The following is a 19,850-nucleotide window of genomic DNA, read 5'->3' on the forward strand; positions in this document are numbered from 1 at the left end:
GGAGCCCATGGGCTGGTGGAAATGTGGTGTTGAGCAACGCATGATTACACATCCACGGGCCAACTGGCGAGGGCTAAGGTTGGATCAAAGGGTGAGTCGCCCTTGACAGCAGAAAACTACCTGCTCACCTCGGGTCGTTTCCTATCCCACCCGTTTGACATCGATTCCCCCCATTATGGCCCGGCCCTGAATGTGGACATGAGAGCGGGAAGGGGTCTCCGGCCTCTGTTCAACCCGCTTGCTTGCCAGGATGCCACCGGATTCCTCCCCGAGAAAGCCTAGGCCACCTAGGAAGACCCACCCCTCGCAGGTAAGGGACAGGTCGCGCGGCACCTTGATGTCCGCTCCCCCCATGAAGGCTGTGAAGTCAAGGTACAGGTCCCCGTCTGGTATGGTCGCCCTGGTCAGGTCCAGGTCAACTCCACCCATGACCGCCACGTAGCTGCCGTTCTTGGGTTCCCACGGCTGCTTTCCCAGCTGGATACCGCTCATGAAGGCCCACTGCGTGGCACTGCCGCGACTGGAGCCCTTCAGAAGGCTGAGGCCTAAGAGCACGATGACCAGGGGCCAGAAGACCCTCCACAGGAAGGCGAGGCTCGCGTCAAACCAGCCCAGGTTACGCCCGAGGATCAACACTCCGGCCACCAGGATCACCCCTCCCAGGAGTGCCTCCCCGTAGGGCAGGGCACTACTACGGAAGGCCCGTACTATGGCGGCCAGGCCCCAGTAGACCAGCAGGAGAGGCCAGTAGGTCCACACGAGCCGTCCCACCTCGAAGTCAGTGAAGCCCAGGTTGTTCATGAGAAGACTCACACCGGTAAGCGTCACGGCGATCCCCAGTATCCACCGGCCCAATACTAAAACGCCTCCTTCATTGTCGATCTCAGTTTAGGCAGAACCCGGTAGCCAGGGGTCAGTTCAGGTAACCTAACAGTAGCAGGACCAAGGCCAGGAGCGGCAGGCCTATACCCACCGCCAGGGTGAAGCCCCGGGCCACGAATACCGAGTCCCTCAAGGGGGTACCCATTGGGGTCCTTGAGGGCTTGCCAAGGTTAACCCATATGGGATGCCGGTTGAGAAGCCTCCAGCACAGTATCCCGGTCATGGCCAGGGCCAGGGGTAACCCCACTGTGGTGTACAGTGATGTCCTGCCCATAAAGAGGAGAATGGCGTAGAGGGTAGCCGCAGGCCCGAAAACCACTAGTGAAGCCCACAGCGCGTATGTGCCGGCGCTAGGAAAGCCATGCTCAATGGTCTCTCTCAGGTGCTCCCGGAGTTCTGCCTCGCAATGGGGACACACGACCCAGGTTTCTTCAGCAAGTGGCCCGGAGTGGTGGTATTTTCTCCACGGGTGGACAACCTTGCACATCCCATTGCAGGGTTCACCGCACCATTCACAACGCTCCCTCTTGACGTGCTCCATGGCAGTCACCCTCTCTCCAGTGTCGCCCCGGATTACTTCAACTCCAAACCCCCAAAACCCTCTCAGGATAGGTATGCCCAGATGGGTGGGAAGGCTGTGGGGAAAGGATAATGCTTATCCGGGTAGAATCCCTCAAAGGTACCGGGAAAGGGGGCTGTCACCTTGCGGGAACTGCTGGAGAACGCACTTGAGTTCGAACGCGAGGGACACTGTCACTACAAGGCTCTTGCGGCCGGCACCAGGAATGCCCTGGGAAAGAGGCTTTTTGAGGTTCTCGCTGAAGAGGAGCTGGACCATGCCCGGAGGGTTGAGACCCTCTACAAGGCCATCCAGGGGGGCCGCGAGCCCAAAGCCCTTGAGGCCAGTGACAGGACCCCGCTGGAAGAACGCATGAGAGAGTGCTTCCTGGGCCTTTACCCCGCGGAAAGGGCTCTTGACATGGATAACGTGGAGGGGCTGGAGACCGCCATGGAGCGGGAGCGCCAGGGTCTCAAGATGTACCAGCGATTGCTGGAGGCCACCGGGGGGGACCAAGCGGGCCGTGCCTTCCTGGAGTCCCTGGTGGAAGAGGAATGGGAGCACTTGGAGGCGCTTGTCAACACCTATCGCTATCTCACCCTGACCGCCCAGTGGTTCGATGAAGAAGAGAGCAAACGGTGGAACTGGATGAACACCTAAAGATGAAAGGGGCGCCTCGATGCTGAAGGACAGAATTAACATCGGCATGATGGGGCTGGGTACAGTTGGCTCCGCCGTGGTCAGGGTAGTCACTGGGAACCGGGAGAGCATTGAAAGAAAGGCCGGAGCCCGGCTGGCCATATCAAAGGTCCTGGTAAGGGACCTGGCCAAGCCTCGCAGGGTGTCGCTCCCCCCGGGGACCTTGACTCAGGACCCGGACGATATCCTTGCCAACCCCGGCATAGACCTCGTCTTGGAACTCATGGGGGGGTTAAACCCAGCCAGGGAGTACATTGTCAGGGCACTTGAGAGCGGCAGGCCTGTGGTGACCGCAAACAAGGAAGTGATGGCAACCTCCGGTCATGATGTGTTTGAGGCGGCAAGGGCGGGCGGCACGGGCGTTCACTTTGAGGCCAGCGTGGCAGGGGCCATCCCCATCATCGGCCCGCTGAAGCAGTCCCTGGCGGCGAACCGCATAACCGAGATCAGGGGCATCCTGAATGGGACCTGCAACTACATCCTTAGCCGCATGCGTGAGAAGAGTGACGAGATGGGGGCCGCGCTGAGAGCAGCCCAGGAAATGGGTTACGCCGAGGCCGATCCCTCCGATGACATCATGGGCCATGATACCGCCAGGAAGCTGGCCATACTAGCGTCCATAGCCTTCGGCAGCCGGGTGACGCCCTCTCATATCTACACCGAGGGGATCACCGGAGTCGCCCAGGAAGACATGTTGTACGGAGACGAGCTGGGCTGGACGCTGAGACTCCTGGGGATCACCAGGTGCGAGGGCGGGAGCCTGGAGGCCCGGGTCCACCCGGCATTCCTTCCCAGGAATCACCCTCTCTCGGCGGTGCACGGCGCCTACAACGCCATATGTGTGGTGGGAGATGCCTCGGGCGAGGTGATGTTCCACGGGCAGGGGGCAGGAGGGCTCCCCACCGCCAGCTCCGTGGTAGCTGACGTAATTGAAGCTGTTCAGAACCTGAGAAGGGGCTCGACCGGGGTGGGCTGCACCTGCCACCGGAGCAGGCCCGTCAAGAACATGGAGGATGTCATCACCCGGTACTACGTGCGGGTTGAAGTGGAGGACAGGCCCGGTGTCCTGGCCCAGGTTGCCGGGGTGTTTGGCGGGGAATCCATAAGCCTGCAGTCGGTGATCCAGAAGAGGACCATTGACCACCTGGCGGAAATCGTCTTTGTCACACACCGGGCCAGGGAGGCGAACATCCGGCGGGCCAGCAGCCAGATTGAGAGACTGCCCTTCGTTAGTGCCCTGAGGTCGCTCATCCGGGTAGAGGCGTAACCATCGCATACCACCCATGAGCAAGGCCGGGAGAGAAAGCCCAGGCCCTGCTCATCCACATCTACCTGCCTCAACATGACGGGCCGCTGGGCTATCCCCACTCGGTGCCCCTTAGGACACAGGGAAGCCCAGCTCGTTTACGAACATGTCATTGAATCCAGGAAATGCCATCAGCTCCATATACCTTATTGAGCGGGCTATCTCCCTGGCAGTCTCCCGCTCGCTCAAGGAGGCCAGGCACATCCTGGCTCCTGTCCCCGCGGCGTTTCCCACCTGCCTGAAACGCTCCCGGGGAATATCCGGGAACATGCCGATGGCAACTGCGCTATCCACGGCTATGTGGGTGCCGAAGGCACCGGCTATGATGATCTCGTCTATGTCGCTGTACCCCACCCCTTCCGCCTCAAGGAGCGCCTTCATCCCGGAGGCAATGGCACTCTTGGCCAGCTGTATCTCCCTGACGTCCTTCTGAGTCACCACGATGGGCCTGCCCCCGGCTGTCTGGTCCTCTGGAACCAGCACGTACTCGGCCCCGCTGCCCGTCACTGTCACCAGGGGATGATCCCTCACCATTGTGCCCTTCCAGTCCAGAACCCCCGCCGCATAGAGCTGGGCCACCGCATCGAGGATCCCCGACCCGCAGATGCCCATGGCGGGAGCGCCTTCAATGGTGGTGTAGGTGCACACGCCATTAGCGTCCACTTTAACACTGTCAATGGCGCCAGACAGCGCCCGTGTGCCATGGAGGATGTGAGCGCCCTCGAATGCGGGACCTGAGGCGCAGGAGTTCGAGGTCATCCGGCCATCCCGGCTCAGCACTATCTCAGTGTTGGTCCCAATATCGAAACCTAGGATAACCCCTTGGCGCTGGTGGATCCGGGGTGCCAGCACCATGGCCACATGATCCCCGCCCACGAAGCCAGCTACCACCGGCAGCACGTGAACGTAGGACCCAGGCGCAGAGGGAAGCCCCAGTTCCCTGGACTTCACGTCAATTGCCTCCGAGGCAGCCGGTACGTAGGGGCTCAGAGCCATCTGCCTTACGGGAAGGTCCAGGAACAGGTGGTGCATGGCGGGATTCCCCACCACCACCGTCTCCTCGATGTTCCCCGGTTCCAGGCCAACCTGGGCACTGAGATCCCTCCCGAGCTGGCCTATGGCGTCCACGGCGGCCCTGTGGATCCTGGCGGCCTTCTCCCGGCCCTCCAAGGCATATGTCAGCCGGGACATTACGTCCTCGCCGTAGGGAATCTGCGGGTTCATGAGTCCAGCGCTTGCCAGGAGGTCACCCGTTCCGAGGTCCACCAGGTAGCCCGCCACCTTGGTGGTCCCAAGGTCCACGGCAAGGCCAAGGCACCTGGGAGTTTCCGTCCCCGGCCAGAAGCCTATCATCTCCCCGCCCCGGACGCTTACCTCCCCTTCCCACTTCCCATTGCGAAGGTCCCCTGGCAGCCGGCGCAGGGCCTCCAGGTCACCGGTTACCGAGACCTGGTAGCCTCCCATGGCGCGGGCTACTCGCTGGCCATCAGAGAGGGGATCCTCCAGGCTTGCGCTGGGGACCTTCACCCGGTACCGGTGGATGGGCGGCTCCAGGACTATCTCCACCTCCAGGCCCTCCACCTGAAGGCTCTGCTTGCCCTCCAGGGACTCCGGGGGCACCTCCACCTCCAGGTTGCCCTTAACCCGGGCCATGCAGGCCAGTCGCCACCCGTCGCTGATCTGTCCGGGCGAGAGCGCCTTCCTCTCGGCCTCCGTCACAGGGCCCGCGATGCCTTCGACCACCCGCACCCTGCAGCGGCCGCAAAGGCCCCTTCCCCCGCAGGGGGACGTGATACCAGGCAAGAGGAAGCCTATCCCGCCCTCCATAGCGACGTCGCGGATGGTCATTCCTGCCTTCGCCCTGCACTTTCTCCCCGCGGGCTGGAACTGAACCTCGTAGTCGCCAGTCACGTAACCACCCCCGTCCTGTGCAGCAAACCAAACTCTACCCTTCTCCAGACAGGGCTGGAGTCCTCCATGGCCTCTACCAAGTTCGTTACATATCGGTCATCAAGGGCAGCGTCTATTGTGCTGGAATCCAGGCTCGTGGTAAACTGGTATAGCATTATGGAAACTTAAGGAGGGATTGCCGTTGAGGAGAACCTGGTGGGCCCTAGCCCTGATCCTAGTGTTGTGCATTGGTCCCGCCGCTGGCGCCTCGGATGTGCTTTTGGGAGACACCCGCGGTCACTGGGCTGAGTACACCATCCTGAGCATGTACAGGAGCGGGATCATCACGCTCCCTCCTGACGGCCAGTTCCGGCCCAACAAACCCATCACGCGATTGGACTTCACCGTCTACGTAGCGAGGGTACTGGAACTGACAGGGGGATCCCCGGGGGATCTTCCCTTTACCGACAAGGACAAGATACCTGAGGAATTCCGGGACAAGATCGCGGCGGCGCACGCTGGCGGTATCATTGGGGGCTACCCCGACGGTACCTTCCGCCCCGACGCGCCCATAACCCGGGCGGAACTAGGGGTCATCTTCGGCCGGGGCCTAATCAAGCTGGGGGTCAAGGCCGAGACCCGCTACTTCGCTATCTTCGAGGATGCCGCGGCCGTTCCTGACTGGGCCTACGAGGCCTCCTCCGCGGTGAAGGGCGGGGTAATCCTGGGCAGGCCAGGAAGGTTCATGGTTCGCTTTGCGCCTGGGGACACCACCACCCGGGCCGAGGCGGTCACAATGATACAGCGCTTCGCCCAGAAACGCGACGAGCTGGTACCCTCGATCCCCAGGGAGGTCAAGCAACCGCTTAAGGGTGCCATTGTCGCAGGATACTTCGTGAATACCGATGAGGCATACGAGTCGCTGCTGCAGCACGGTCAAGACATAGACCTCCTGATATACTGCTCTTACATGATAGGGCTGGACGGGAAGCTCTACGGCAATGACAGCCCCCGCACCCTGGCGTGGGCAGCGGAGAACCGGAAGCCTCTCCTGGTCATGTTCGCCAACCACGACCTTGACGGCAACCACAAGATCATGTCTAACCCAGAGATCCAGGAGAAAGCCATTGAGGCCATCAAGGTTCTCATGACCCATGGTTATGACGGGATAAATGTGGACTTCGAGTACGTCCCTGGGTCAGACCGCCAGGCCTTCTCCAACTTCATCAGGCGGTTGTCCATGGAACTGAGGCCCATGGGCTACCTGGTGACCGTATCCGCCCCGGCTAAAACCCGGGAGAACCTGGAGTCCAACTGGGTGGGGGCCTTTGACTATGAGTACCTGGGCCGGTTCGTGGACTACTTGGCCTTGATGACCTATGACCAGCACTGGCGAGGGGGCCCTGCTGGCCCCATAGGCTCCGTGCCGTGGATTAACTCGGTGATGGACTACGCCACAGGATTGGTGCCTGCAGGGAAGATCCTCATGGGGATACCCGGTTATGGCTACTCATGGCCCGTGGCAGGGGGGTCGGCCACCGCCATTACGGCAAAGCGAGCCCTGGAACTGGCGGCCAAGAAGGGTGTCCAGATCAACTGGGACCCTGTGGAGATGGAGAACCACTTCCGCTACATAGACGACGAGGGCAGGGAACGCCTTGTGTGGTTCAGCACCGCCCGGAGCCTGGATGCCAAGCTCAACCTCGCCGTTGACCGGGGCCTCGGGGGAATGGCCATGTGGCGGATCGGGTATGAACCCCCGGAGTACTGGGATGTAATCCGCAGGGTTCTGAAGTAGATAATCCAGCGGGGGGCTTTCGCCAAGAAAGCCCCCCGCTCTTTCGCAGGGGATAGTTGCCCGCAGGCCAGGAATAATAGTCTGGGGGTGTGTGGGTATGAGCGAGTTCCGTTTCTCTCCCAGAGCCAACAGGGCCCACGAGATAGGCTGGCGCCCCTGGGATAATGCTGCTTTCAAGGAAGCCAAGGACCAGGGCAAGCCAGTGCTCCTGGCCATCAGCGGCGTGTGGTGCCACTGGTGTCACGTCATGGATGAAACCTCCTACTCCGACCCAGGGATCATTGCCACGGTGAACAGCCGCTTCGTCCCCGTGAGGGTTGACACGGACATGCGACCCGACGTAAACGAACGCTACAACCTAGGGGGGTGGCCTACCACTGCGGTACTGGACGGGGAGGGAAATCTAATAGCGGGGGGCACCTATGTGCCACCCAAGACAATGCTGCCATGGCTTAGGAAGGTAGCCTCCTCGTACAAGGGCCCTGGCCAGCGGATTTCAACGGGCGATGGAGACCTGGCGGTGGATGACGTGCCCGGACCTTCCCAGGTGTCTCAGGTCTATGACAGGGTAATCAGCGTTACCCGCGCCTCCTATGACCGCGAGCACCACGGCTTCGGCCGCGAACCCAAGTTCCCCATGGTCTTCGCACTGGAGCTCTGCTTGGACGACTGGCTCGCACACGGAAGCGAGGAATCCAGGGAGATCCTGGTGAACACCCTCAGGGCAATGGCGTCGGGTGGGATGTATGACCATGTGGAGGGTGGCTTCTTCCGTTACTCGACCACCCGTGACTGGAGCATCCCCCACTTCGAAAAGATGCTGGACGACAACTCGGCGCTTCTAGGCCTCCTGGCCCGGACCTGCAGGGCACTGGGGGGCGCGGACATGGAGAAGTGGGCCCGGGACGTCCTCCGTTACCTTGAGGCCAATTTCTACACACCCGGGACGGGTTGGGCTGGAACCCAAGACGCCGATGAGGAGTACTACTCAAGAGGCCTGCAAGAGCGTACCTCCATGAACGCACCCTACATTGATCGCATCATCTACGTGAACTGGAACGCCCAGATGGCCAAGGCCCTTCTCGAGGCCTCCTGGGCCCTGGATGACCAGCATATGGGGTCCCTAGCCCTGGACACCCTGGATGTCCTGTTGAAGGACGCCTACTTGGCCACGGGTGGGATGGCGCACTACCTTGATGGGTCCCCCGAGCTCTGGGGCAGGCTTCAAGACGCTGCCTGGATGGGATGGGCCCTCTGCAAGGCCTACCAGGCCACAGGCAGGGAGGCCTACCTCGATGCCAGTAAGAATCTGGCAACATTCGTCCTGGAGAGGCTCAGGGCCCCTGGTGGCGGCTTCTACGATACCGCGCCAGACCCGGAGGCCCCGGGCGCCCTGGCGATACCCCACTGGTCCTTGGATGACAATGCCATCGCTGGCCGGTGGCTCAAAGAGATTGGGCAGGTAACGGAGGAGACACACTATAGTGAGGCCGCGTTCTCCGTGGTAGGGCCGGGGATAAAGCTCTACGAACGCCTGGGACCGCACGCGGCGGCCTTCGCCCTTCTCTGCACAGACTTGGTCCGACCGTGGACCGTGATCGACCTTACCCCCGGCGCCTCCAGGGAACTGCTTAACGCGGCCCTCTCTGCCCCGGGAGAACAGCGGGTCACCCGGCCCGACCGCCCGGGCCTCGGAACTGGCGGGAAAGCCATGGCCTACGTCTGCCTGGGCCAGCGCTGCCTTGAGCCGACCGCCGACCCCCAGACCCTCTCACGGCAACTGCTGTCTGAGTAATCTAGGTACCGGGGACCGGCCAGCCAACCCCAGGAGAATCCCCCAATCAAAGCAACTATCATCTCCTCGTAACGAAGCAAAGGAGCACTGACCTCGGCCTCTTGGCCTCCAGTCCCCAATGGACTTCCCCGTCGCCAGTTGGCCAGTTCTCCACACCCATTGGGCCGAGGCCTCTCACAGTGTTGCACCAAGCGCATGTGCCAGATAGTGGGACGGGTGTACAGTACATGCAGGTTCAGTGGTTCCATAGGAAGAGTTGTGTGCTCAAAGACTCACGGAAACCGGTATGAGAGGGACATTTGGGAGGCACGGTGCACCGTCGCCCTATATCACAAGCATCTGTTCAGCGACATGGCGTACAAGACCAGAACCTGGGGCATCTTGCCGGCCAGGGCAATGCTGGACCGGACTGGTCGTAGTCCTGAGAAGGTAATTGCCGCCATTATGGCGAAAATGGCTATTGCCAGTTTTCAACGAAAGGAGTGAGGCTTGGACAAGAACCCTTTCTCCGAACGATGAGTGTCTCGGCTGCACCTGCGGCGCCTGGCCTAAAACGGCCAGAATGAAGGGGTATTCGACCCGCACCTGACCCGCCTGGAAGTAGCCCATCGCTATGCGCGGCAGGGGCTGAAGATCACCAAAGAGACATGCAACCTTGACCTAGCCTGTGTTGAAGCTTGCCCTGCGGCGCAATCACCGAGAAAAAACGGCCACCTCTGCTGCGACGCGGAGGCCTGTACCGATTGCGCCCACTGTGTCAGGATTATCTTTGGGGAAGTGAGAACTGGTGTCCTACACTGGGAGAGTTTTACGCGTAATCTCTACCACTGCAGGGCGTAAGGCAAGCCGCTCAATGAAGCGTGGGTCAGGGATTGCCCCATGCGAAAAGGCCTTGCGATAAAATGCCTGCATAAGGACGAGATTTTGATCTCGGTGCTGGGGCGGCAGTTCAACGCCGGTGAGCTGAAAGAGCCTTCAAGGCCATCCTACCGGGATAGTCTCACCATCACCCCCGCTTACGGAGGGAGCACGTTGGGTGAGGGGGGGGGGGGAGGACCCGGAGCCCTAAAAGGGGAAAAGTGCGGGAGAATCTGCAGGAACCGCTGGAGAATACGGGAAGTCACCGGGGATAATTGAATGGCAATCTGCGGCCAAAAGCCCGTCCGGCTGGGTGTCATGCACCCCTTATCATTTATCTCCGTTGACGCGGCAAGCACTTGCTTGATCACGTCGTGAGAGGAGGCAAGAATACCACATATCCCCAGGTTGCCGGGGGGTAAGGTTTGGTGGAGCTAAATCACGAGGAGGTTCTACTATGGAAGACAGCATCCTTAAAGTGTTTTCCACGGCTGATTGGATCCTCGGCTTTCTAGTGGCTTACATGCTAGTTATCATTTTTCTTGGCATTTTTTATAGCCGCAAGGTACATGATTCCGAAGACCTGACCGTAGCCGGCAGGCAGTTGAGCTTTGTCTTCATGGTGCCGTCGATTGTCGCCACCTGGATCTGTGCCGGGGCCATGATGGGGGCGGCCGGTTACGCCTTCCTTTTCGGCATGCAGGGTGTTATCTTCGATCCCTGGGCGCCGGCCCTGTGCATGGTTATTAACGGCATCTTCTTCGCCTACCGCATGCGCAAGGCAAAGTACACCACCTTGACCGACTTTTTCAACCATCGCTACAGCAAGTTTACCGGCTTTCTGTACACGATTATCCAGATTCTTTCCGCCATGGCCTGGTTAGGCGGGCAGCTGGTGGCCCTCGGGATTGTCGTCTATCTGACTACAGGCTTCAGCATGGAGGTCGCGGTAATAATCGCCACTGTGGCTATTATCATCGTCACCACCTTTGGAGGCCTCTGGGCTCTCTCCCGAGTCGATATGATCGGTTTTATCCTAATAGTGGCCGGCTTAGCGATTATGTTCCCCGCAGTTATGGGTGAAGTGGGCGGCCTGGGAGAGCTGCTTAGAACCGGCGGGAACTGGGCTGAATTGCCTACCTGGGCCATGGTCCCGGTAGCCGGAGAGGAAGGGTACCTGTGGTACACCGGCCTGTTGGGGATCCTGCTTTATATCTCCGCCTGGACGGCACTCTCCCTGGGGGATGTCCCCAGCCAGGTGCTGATGCAACGGGCGCTGGCAGCCAAGAATGAGAAGACCGCCGTGGCGGGTTTTATCACCAGCGGGGTGATTTACCTTGTAGTCGGGATTATGCCGGTGATGATCGGCATAGCCATCTATACCACGGGCATGTTGGACGGGATTCCCGTCACCGAAGCGGAGAATGTGCTGCCTTGGGCGGCCTACACATTCCTGCCGCCCTGGGCAGGTGTGCTCTTCGTCGTCTCCCTGGCGGCCGCCATAGTCAGCACCGCCGGTGATAACGCTCTCATTATCTCCACGCTGATCGGCCATAACATTTACCGCCACATCAAGCCGCAGGCAACCAATACCGAAGTGCTGAAAATTGTCCGCATCTGCATCCCTATCGTCACATTACTGGCCATGGGCATCGCCCTCTACGCGGAGACGGTTTACAAGCTGATAGTGCTTTCCGGGGGGATCCAGCTGGCCACGATTTTTGCCGCCTACGCCCTGGGCTACTTCTGGAAGAAGGCCAACGTAGCCGGCGCGATCAGCTCCTTCTTCACCGGGCTGATCTCCTGGATCATCGTCTACCGGTCCGTGCTGCCCCATACCATGGAGAACAACATGGACGTCCTGGTAGAAGGGCAAGTCTATATGCAGTGGGCTATGGACGACGCCATCTTTATCTCCCTGGTCCCGGCGGCGGCAATCAGCATCCTCACCCTGATCGTGGTTTCACTGGCCACCCAGAAAACCAACGTCCCCAGGCCGATGCGCAGCTACGATGGAGAGGATATGAGCAAAATGCCCAAGTTTTTCTGGTCAAAACAGGCATAGAGTTTAAATACCAAGGGGCGGGGGAGACACACACACCCCGCCCTTTCAAAAAGCTCGAGGCTGGGAGCGTGGAACCGCTCTCCCCCGCTCCCAGCTTGTGACGACTGGGCAGAAAAGGATGTTGGGAGGGATACCTCTTCATCTAGGACTCAGCGCTTATAATCTTTGACAGAGTTAAATGTTGCGGAAAGGAGTGGCCTTTGTGAAAGCTCTGCTGTTGGGACTGGGCGGCGTGGGCACGGTGATCGCCAGGACCCTGGCCAAGACAAAAAGGTTTGAACAGATCGTCCTGGCCGATCTTAACGAAAAGCATATCAACGCTTTGGCAGCGGAATTGGGCGCTGGCTTTAGCGCCCGCCGGACTGACGCGAGCAGTATGGCCGACCTGACCGAGGCGACGCGAGGCGTCGACCTGGTGATCAATGCCACCATCCCCCAGTTCAATTACAACGTGATGGACGCGGCGGTGGCCAATAAGCTTCACTACCTGGACCTGGCTTCGCACGGCCCGATCCGGCTGCCGGGACGGATTACCATCCTGGAGCAGATCGAGAAGTATGACGCCAAGTTTAAGGCGAACGACCGGGCCGCTTTCCTCTGCAGCGGCATCGACCCGGGCAGTTCGAATATCTTCGCCCGCTACCTGGCCGACCAGATGGATGAGGTGGAAGAGGTGCTGGTCCGCGACGCGGACCTGAGCGAAATAGAGGGTTACGATTTCGCTATGGGTAGCTTTTCTCCCGATGTGGTGATCGAAGAGTGCCTGCAGCCTTACCTCAATTACGAGAACGGGGAGTTCGTCCAGGGGGTGGCCCTTTCCGATGAAGACGAATTTGACTTCCCCGCCCCGATCGGCCGGCAAAAGGTTTACTCAGTCTCGCACGAAGAGGTCGGCACTATCCCCCGTTACCTGAACAAGCCGATCAAAACCTGCAACTTCAAGTACGCGCTCAACAGTGAGCTGGTCAACGTGCTGAAGGTGTTGAGGCTGCTCGGGCTTGATGGCACCGAGCCGGTCGAAGTAAGGGGAGTGAAGGTAGCGCCACGTGACGTGGTCACCGCCCTGCTCCCCAAACCGCTTGAGCTAAGCGGCAAATTGAAGGGCTGGCTCTGCGTCGGCACGCTGGTCCGCGGGGTCAAGGACGGCAGGAAGGTGGCCAGGTTCATGTACTCGCTCGAGTCACACGAGGAAGCGTACAGGGTGGCTAAGGCCCAGGGCACCTCGTTCCAGACCGGGGTCCCTGCCGCGCTGACGGCCGATCTATTCGCCGACGGGTTGATTGCCCTGCGTGGGGCCTTCCCGGCGGAGGCGATCGATCCCGGGTCTTTCGTCGAGCGCCTGCCCGAGTACGGCTTGCACATCTATATCGAGGACCGGAGCTGACAGGACAAGCGAACCAGGCATAAAGAAGCCGGGGCTGAGCCCCGGCTTCCTCTGATCCGTTAAGGTTCGAATCGTAGAATCTCTTTGACAGAGTCAAAGTGCCTGTCAAAACTCACGATGCCTTCAAGCTCATAGTTTATCACTACAGCGACATGAAGAGCATCCCGTGCATTCAATCTAGGATGCGCTTCTAGGACCTCACCTGTTGTTAGAATTTCTTTGGTCGTAATGGGGAACACCTGTGGAAATATCTTCAAAACCGTTTCCACCAACTTGATTCCCTTCTTCATGCTGTTCTTATTGGAATAAACATGGAGGATTTCCTGGAGTATTTCTGAGCTAATATTAAAACCCATCGGATTCAACATAACTTGCTTCAAGACATGCTGGGATTTTTCTCGAAAGGGATGAGGTTTTCCGGAAGCGTAAATGAAGATGTTCGTATCAATCAACTTCATCATTGAGCACCTTTTCGATTGATCTTTCCACGTCTTGCCATTCAATCACTTCCGCAAGGGCAAACTCTCCGGAGGCTATTCTCCTAAGAGCCTCCTTGACTTCCTCCTCACGGTTGACGAAGTATTTTTCTCTCAATGATTCCCTGACCAGCTCCCCAATCGAGCAGTTTGCTTCCCGGGCCTTATCCCTTAAAAGCAGAAACTCATCATTGCTTATTAAGATCTCCAGCCTTTTGTTTAACACGGTCAAGACCTCCGGATATATACGGTTAGCTTTATTGTAGCCGGTTTTCCGGTAAAGTCAAGCAGGGGGCTTGCGCCCACAGCGTCTAGAACCGGCACAGGCCCCCTCTAGCAGATCCGTAGAGGGAGGCGAACTAAGTCCCGCTCCCATATCCGCATATTCATCATATCTTGGTAATCCCTCATTGATCAGGTGAGGTCACTAGACGTTCACAGGTCCGGGGTTACTTGGGGACCCTGGGCCCTGCTGATCTCAAGCGCATCCCAGAAAGGCCGGGGCTCCTTTGCACCCAGGTTTCGACAGTGCATGGGAGGGGAAGGCAAGCCCACTAGTTTTGTAGTATCCTGGTGGCCTGGCCGCTATCCTCACGGGGACTTGTCCCAAATGATTATGCGGATTCCCCCGCCGATAGCCTCAATGGCTAGCCGGGGACGGGAGATATCCTAAAGCTCAAGTCTTCTCCATCGAAATCCACAGTAACACGGGAGTTCTCCTCCAGCTCCCCGGCCACCAGTTTTCGCGCCAGGGCAGTCTCGATCTCCCTCTGTATCAAGCGCTTCAGCGGCCTGGCCCCATATACAGGGTCGAACCCTGACCGGGCCAGGTAGTCCCGGGCATCGCCGGTGATTTCCAGGGTTACCCTCCGGTCCTTCAACCGCTGCCGCACCAGGTCTACCTGGATGTCCACGATCCTGCCTATTTCCTCCAGGGTTAGGGGCTTGAAGAGCACCACCTCATCCAGGCGGTTTAGGAACTCCGGCCTGAAGTGGGTCCTGAGTTCCCTCATGACCGCTTCCGAGGCGGACGCGGGAACCCCTCCAGTGAGGCTGAGGCTCTCTGTCAAGTGCTGGCTGCCGATGTTTGATGTCTGTATCAGGATGGTATTGCGGAAGTCCACGGTGCGCCCGTGGCCATCGGTGAGCCTGCCGTCATCGAACACCTGGAGGAGCACGTTGAAGACCTCAGGGTGAGCCTTTTCAACCTCGTCCAGGAGTATGACTGAATAGGGCCTGCGCCTGACCGCCTCCGTAAGCTGCCCGCCCTCATCGTAGCCCACATATCCCGGGGGGGCACCTATGAGCCTGGCCACGGCATGCTTCTCCATGTACTCGCTCATGTCCACCCGTATCATGTTATCCTCAGTGTCAAAAAGGGCCTCCGCCAGTGCCCGGGCCAGCTCAGTCTTGCCCACGCCCGTGGGGCCCAGGAAAAGGAAGACCCCTGCAGGGCGCCTGGGATCCTTCAGCCCTGACCTCGCCCTCAGGACCGCGTCCACCACCTTCTTGACCGCTTCGTCCTGCCCTACCACCCGGCGTTGAAGGGTCTCCCCAAGCCTCAAGAGCTTCTCCCTCTCCCCCTCCACAAGCCTAGTAACGGGCACCCCGGTCCAGCGGGAGACCACCTCGGCGATCTCGTCGGGGGTCACCTCTTCCCTGAGAAGGCGACCCTGCCCGTTGCCAGCCAGGCGAGCCTCGGTCTCCCTGAGCCTGGACTCCAGCTCAGGCATGGCGCCATACTGGATCTCTGCTGACCTTTCATAGTCGTACCTCTTCTGTGCCTGCTCCATCTCATGCCTCAGGGAGTCCATCCGTTCCTTCAAAGAGGATATCTCTTTGAGGTCTCCTTTCTCCGACTCCCAGCTTGCCTTCAGCAAGTCCCTCTCTGACCTGAGGCCTGCCAGCTCCCTCTCCAGATCTGCCAGGCGTTCCGAGGAGGCCTTGTCCCTCTCCCTCCTTAATGCCGCAGCCTCCACCTCCAACTGCACTATCCGGCGCTCCAGGGTTTCCAGCTCCTCAGGCATGCTCTCCATCTCGGTCTTGAGCTTGGCGGCTGCCTCGTCCACCAGGTCTATAGCCTTGTCAGGCAGGAAACGGTCGGATATGTAGCGGTGGCTGAGGACGGCCGCCTGTACCAGGGCAGCATCCTGGATCTTGACCCCATGGTGGAGCTCGTACCTCTCCCTCAAACCCCTGAGAATCGAAATGGTATCCTCAACGCTTGGTTCCCCCACCATGACCGGCTGGAAGCGGCGCTCCAAGGCCGCATCCTTCTCTATATGCTTGCGATACTCGTTCAGGGTTGTGGCGCCGATGCAGTGGAGTTCTCCCCGGGCCAGCATGGGCTTGAGCATGTTGGCAGCGTCCATGGAGCCTTCTGCCTTCCCGGCGCCCACTACCGTGTGGATCTCGTCAAGGAACAGGATGATCTGGCCCTGGGCGGCGGTGACCTCCTTGAGAACCGCCTTCAGCCTTTCCTCGAACTCCCCCCTGTACTTGGCCCCGGCTACCAGAGACCCCATGTCCAGGGATATGATGCGCTTGTTCTTCAGGCTGTCGGGCACGTCGCCCGCGGCTATGCGCCGGGCCAACCCCTCTACAATGGCCGTCTTGCCCACACCAGGCTCACCGATGAGAACCGGGTTGTTCTTGGTTCGCCGGGACAGGACCTGGATGGTCCTGCGGATCTCCTGGTCCCGGCCTATGACAGGGTCCAGCCTGTTCTGTTCCGCCAGCTTGGTCAGGTCTATGCCGTAGGTTTCCAGGGCCTCGTAGGTGGCCTCTGGGGACGGGCTGGTCACCCGCTGGTGGCCCCTCACCTCAGCCAGGCACTCCAGCACCCGGGATCGATCCACATTATGGCTGGCCAGGAGCCTGCCCACCGGCGTGTCGCGGCGCTCGCCCAGCATTGCCAGGAGGAGATGCTCCACGCTAACGTACTGGTCCTTGAGGGCGCTGGCCTCGTCCTGAGCCCTAACCAGCAGGCTGCTGAGCCTCTGGGTTATGTATGTGCCTCCCTGGGCAGCCCCAGGCCCAGATACTCGGGGCATTGCCCCGAGTTCCTGCCGCAATGCGGCCTTGAATGCCCCAAGGGATACGCCGCAGCGCTCCAGGATCCGCGGCACTACACCCTTCTCCTGTTCTACAAGCGCCGCGAGGAGGTGTTCCACCTCAACGGCCTGGTGGCTGTAGCGAATGGCCAGGTCGCCCGCGTTGCTCAGGGCCTCCCTGGACTTCTCAGTGAGTTTTCCAGCATCCATGCGTCTCCCCCCATTTCCAGGGCGATTCTATGTGGTACCCTCAGGTTCGTCGATGCCTGTAAGAATCTGGCAGGGCTTGGAGGGCCTCCCCCCAGGAACCATTCTACCAGTGGCTCGTCCATCAGAAAAGGGGGACTAGAGTGTGCCCAACCTGAGAAGTGTATCCTTAGACATTACACATAAGAGATGCTGGGGTCAGAAACCCTTGCCCGCTCCCCCAACCCATGAGAGTAAGGAGAGAGGGAAATGAGATACTGGCGAAGATCAATCCTACTGGCCATCTTTAGCGTTTTCGTGGCGTTCCCGGCCAGCGCCGGGCTTGGTCCTTCGAACCACATGCTATGGTACAGTCTCATGACTCCCACGGACTTCTACCTCTTGCCCGTTCACGCCTGGCTGGAAAAGAATGACCCCCAAGCAGCGCTGCAGACTCTCATTAAGGGGATTCCCCAGGGCCCCTTGGGCTCTCCCGTACCCTCCAATGTCAGGGTCCTGGGGGTCACTGTCAAGGACCGCCTTGCCACCGTTGACCTTAGTAGTGAGATCCTGCAGGCTCCCGTAGGCGCCGCAACAGAGGCCATCATGATAGGCGCCATGGTGAACACCATTACAGCAACCCCCGATATCCAGCGGGTGCAGTTCACGGTGGAGGGTGAAGTCGTCGAGAGCCTGGGTGGCCACATATCTGCTGAAGGACCCTTTGAGCGCTCGATGAGCCAGATGTACCAGGGCTTCCCCGACGTGGCGAGCCACTGGGCTGAGGGCCAGGTGAACGCATTTGTGCTGCGGGGGATTATTGAGGGGTACCCCGATGGCACCTTCAAACCCCAGTGGCAGGTTACTCGCGAGGAATTCATCAAGCTGGTGGTGGCCTCCCTGGAACTGGAGGACCTCCAGAGGAAAACCCCTTCCTTCACTGATGTGCCCGTAAGCCGCTGGTCATCCCCCCACGTGGAACGTGGTGTTCAACAGGGACTCATCAGACCCGCCGACTACGGAGCCACACTGGAACCTGGCAATCCCATTCCCCGGAAGGAGATGGCAGTGATACTGGCCAGGGCAGCTGGACTGGATGAGCCGCCGGAAGGCAGTACCGGCTGGTACCCGGACCTTGGCGGGCTCACCGACCTTGAGACAGACTATGTGCTTGCCTGCACTGAGGCTGGGCTGCTGGAGGGCTATGAGGACGGTACCTTCCGGCCCAACGGCTATCTTACCAGGGCTGAGGCCAGCACCGTCATGGTTCGCCTCACAGGGATGGGAGGGCCCGACATATTCGTGGCCTTCCCTAGAAGCGGGAACTCGTTCAATCCCTCAGAACCCCTTCTGGTGATGGGGACAGCCCGCACCTTCGAGGGGAACGTACTCATCCAGCTTCTGGATGGGGAAACGCAGCTGGATACCACCTTTGTCACGGCCACAGAGGGCATGGGGTGGGGGGTTTTCGCCGCCCTGGCGCCTTGGCCGGAGGGCCAAGCCCCATCGAAACCCAAGGTTAGGGTGTTCTGGGAGAGCCCGCAGGATGGAAGGGATCTAAGCAGCGTGCTAATCCCCCTGACCGTTGATTGATATATCGCTGACAGAAGCCCCCGGTCGACCGGCCCCCCGCCCGCCTGGCCGGGGGCTTCTCGTAATCAGGGAGGCACCACCTGAAGGATGCTGGGCAGGGGGGCGCGAAGTGGAGAGTGTGGGAAAAACGACGGGAGGTGTTCCTGGTGAGGCTTGAAGGAATCTACGCACCCATCCCCACCCCCTTCAAGGAGGAGAAAATACACTACCCAGCGCTCGAGGAGAACCTTGCGGCGTGGGGAGACAGCAGGCTAGCTGGTCTCGTGGTCTTGGGTTCAAACGGAGAGTTCGTCCTCTTGGAGGAGGACGAGAAGGTGGAGCTGGTGGGCTTCGTACGCAGGCACTACCCGAGACCGGTGGCGGCGGGAACTGGGTGCGAGTCAACCCAAGCCACCATCCGGCTCACCCGTCGCTGCGCCGACGTTGGAGCCGACGCAGCCCTGGTAGTCAACCCGTGCTACTACAAGGGGAGCATGACAGACTCGGCACTGAGAGCATTCTACACGGATGTGGCCGAGGCCTCGCCGGTACCCGTCATACTCTACAACATGCCCAGGAACACCGGCATAAACCTTTCTGCCTCGCTGGTCAAGGAGCTCTCCAGCCACCCCAACATCATAGGAATAAAGGACTCATCCGGGAATATCTCGCAGATTGCGGAGCTCATATCAGGGTCCGCCCCGGGTTTCTCTGTGTTCGCTGGCTCGGGCAGCTTCCTGTACGCATCGCTTTGCCTGGGGGCCACCGGAGGCACGCTGGCCGTAGCCAACGTGCTTCCTACCCAGTGTGATGACATACTGGCACTCTGTGCCCAGGGCCAGCATGAGGAGGCCCGCAAGGCGCAGATGCGCATCCTTGAGGCCAACGCTGCGGTCACGACCAGGTGGGGCGTGGCAGGGCTCAAGGCCGCCATGGATCTGTTGGGACTCTACGGCGGTAACCCCAGGAAGCCCCTCTTGCCCTTGGCCCAGGAAGCCAGGTTGGAGCTCAGGGCAATACTGCAAAGGGCAGGAGTGCTTTAGAGATACCGTTTTCCACGCTCGCCGACGCTGATAGTTACCCACTTCCACTGCCAGTAGGCGTGGACGGGAGACGTAGCCCAGGGCGCCCTCTCGCTGCCCTGGGTTAACGTGTTCCCGGTCATGTCCTTAACTTGGCGTTCGAACCTCCAACCCACGTTGTCAATGGCCATTAGAAATTCCCCATTTTCGGCCAAGAAGAATCCCCACCTTCTTGTTCCGGTTCCGAGAGATTAAGAGAGTGTGTTAGGCCAAAGGCGCCACCCCTTCCTGGGCCTTGATCTGCT

14 protein-coding genes are annotated in these 19,850 nt (G+C 59.8%); 8 read left to right on the forward strand and 6 right to left on the reverse strand.

Annotated features, from left to right (window positions below):
* Window positions 1-141: 141 nt before the first annotated feature.
* On the reverse strand, window positions 142-855 hold the full coding sequence (locus AB1576_03970) for a cell wall-active antibiotics response protein (GenBank protein MEW6080929.1): 714 nt from the start codon (window positions 853-855) through the stop codon (window positions 142-144).
* A gap of 58 nt (window positions 856-913) precedes the next feature.
* Window positions 914-1,423: a hypothetical protein gene (locus AB1576_03975; GenBank protein MEW6080930.1), complete on the reverse strand. Its 510-nt coding sequence runs from the start codon at window positions 1,421-1,423 to the stop codon at window positions 914-916.
* A 162-nt stretch (window positions 1,424-1,585) separates the two neighbouring features.
* Between AB1576_03975 and AB1576_03980 the strand changes: the two genes are divergently transcribed.
* Window positions 1,586-2,101 carry a ferritin family protein gene (locus AB1576_03980; GenBank protein ID MEW6080931.1) on the forward strand — a complete coding sequence of 172 codons (516 nt, stop codon included), beginning with the start codon at window positions 1,586-1,588 and terminating at the stop codon, window positions 2,099-2,101.
* A gap of 19 nt (window positions 2,102-2,120) precedes the next feature.
* Entirely contained in the window at window positions 2,121-3,407 is a 1,287-nt protein-coding gene (locus tag AB1576_03985) for a homoserine dehydrogenase (GenBank protein MEW6080932.1), read from the forward strand.
* Between the two features lie 111 nt (window positions 3,408-3,518).
* On the opposite strand, the gene AB1576_03990 is transcribed toward AB1576_03985, so the two are convergent.
* Window positions 3,519-5,357: an ASKHA domain-containing protein gene (locus AB1576_03990; protein ID MEW6080933.1), complete on the reverse strand. Its 1,839-nt coding sequence runs from the start codon at window positions 5,355-5,357 to the stop codon at window positions 3,519-3,521.
* A gap of 181 nt (window positions 5,358-5,538) precedes the next feature.
* On the opposite strand from AB1576_03990, the gene AB1576_03995 reads away from it, so the two are divergent.
* From AB1576_03995 to AB1576_04010, 4 genes are all read left to right on the forward strand, one after another.
* A complete protein-coding gene (locus AB1576_03995) occupies window positions 5,539-7,134 on the forward strand; it encodes an S-layer homology domain-containing protein (GenBank protein ID MEW6080934.1) in 1,596 nt (531 codons plus the stop codon).
* Window positions 7,135-7,231: 97 nt separating this feature from the next.
* Complete coding sequence (locus AB1576_04000; protein ID MEW6080935.1) at window positions 7,232-8,929, forward strand: DUF255 domain-containing protein; 1,698 nt, start codon at window positions 7,232-7,234, stop codon at window positions 8,927-8,929.
* A gap of 1,315 nt (window positions 8,930-10,244) precedes the next feature.
* Window positions 10,245-11,852 (forward strand): hypothetical protein, encoded by a 1,608-nt coding sequence (locus AB1576_04005; GenBank protein MEW6080936.1) that lies wholly within the window; start codon window positions 10,245-10,247, stop codon window positions 11,850-11,852.
* A gap of 202 nt (window positions 11,853-12,054) precedes the next feature.
* Complete coding sequence (locus tag AB1576_04010) at window positions 12,055-13,236, forward strand: saccharopine dehydrogenase C-terminal domain-containing protein (GenBank protein MEW6080937.1); 1,182 nt, start codon at window positions 12,055-12,057, stop codon at window positions 13,234-13,236.
* 59 nt (window positions 13,237-13,295) lie between these two features.
* Here the strand turns inward: AB1576_04010 and AB1576_04015 are convergent, their stop codons facing one another.
* The 3 genes from AB1576_04015 to clpB all read right to left on the reverse strand — a co-directional run bounded on the left by AB1576_04015 (window position 13,296) and on the right by clpB (window position 16,975).
* Window positions 13,296-13,694: a type II toxin-antitoxin system VapC family toxin gene (locus AB1576_04015; protein MEW6080938.1), complete on the reverse strand. Its 399-nt coding sequence runs from the start codon at window positions 13,692-13,694 to the stop codon at window positions 13,296-13,298.
* Window positions 13,681-13,938 (reverse strand): hypothetical protein, encoded by a 258-nt coding sequence (locus tag AB1576_04020; protein ID MEW6080939.1) that lies wholly within the window; start codon window positions 13,936-13,938, stop codon window positions 13,681-13,683. Before AB1576_04020 ends, AB1576_04015 begins: the two co-directional genes overlap by 14 nt.
* 421 nt (window positions 13,939-14,359) lie before the next feature.
* On the reverse strand, window positions 14,360-16,975 hold the full coding sequence (clpB, locus tag AB1576_04025) for an ATP-dependent chaperone ClpB (protein MEW6080940.1): 2,616 nt from the start codon (window positions 16,973-16,975) through the stop codon (window positions 14,360-14,362).
* A 246-nt stretch (window positions 16,976-17,221) separates the two neighbouring features.
* Here clpB and AB1576_04030 point away from each other — a divergent pair, with 246 nt between their 5' ends.
* Window positions 17,222-18,544: an S-layer homology domain-containing protein gene (locus tag AB1576_04030; protein MEW6080941.1), complete on the forward strand. Its 1,323-nt coding sequence runs from the start codon at window positions 17,222-17,224 to the stop codon at window positions 18,542-18,544.
* Between the two features lie 146 nt (window positions 18,545-18,690).
* On the forward strand, window positions 18,691-19,566 hold the full coding sequence (locus AB1576_04035) for a dihydrodipicolinate synthase family protein (GenBank protein ID MEW6080942.1): 876 nt from the start codon (window positions 18,691-18,693) through the stop codon (window positions 19,564-19,566).
* The last annotated feature ends 284 nt before the right edge of the window (window positions 19,567-19,850 follow it).

This window comes from Bacillota bacterium (genome assembly GCA_040754315.1).
Classification (GTDB): domain Bacteria; phylum Bacillota; class Sulfobacillia; order DUSP01; family JBFMCS01; genus JBFMCS01.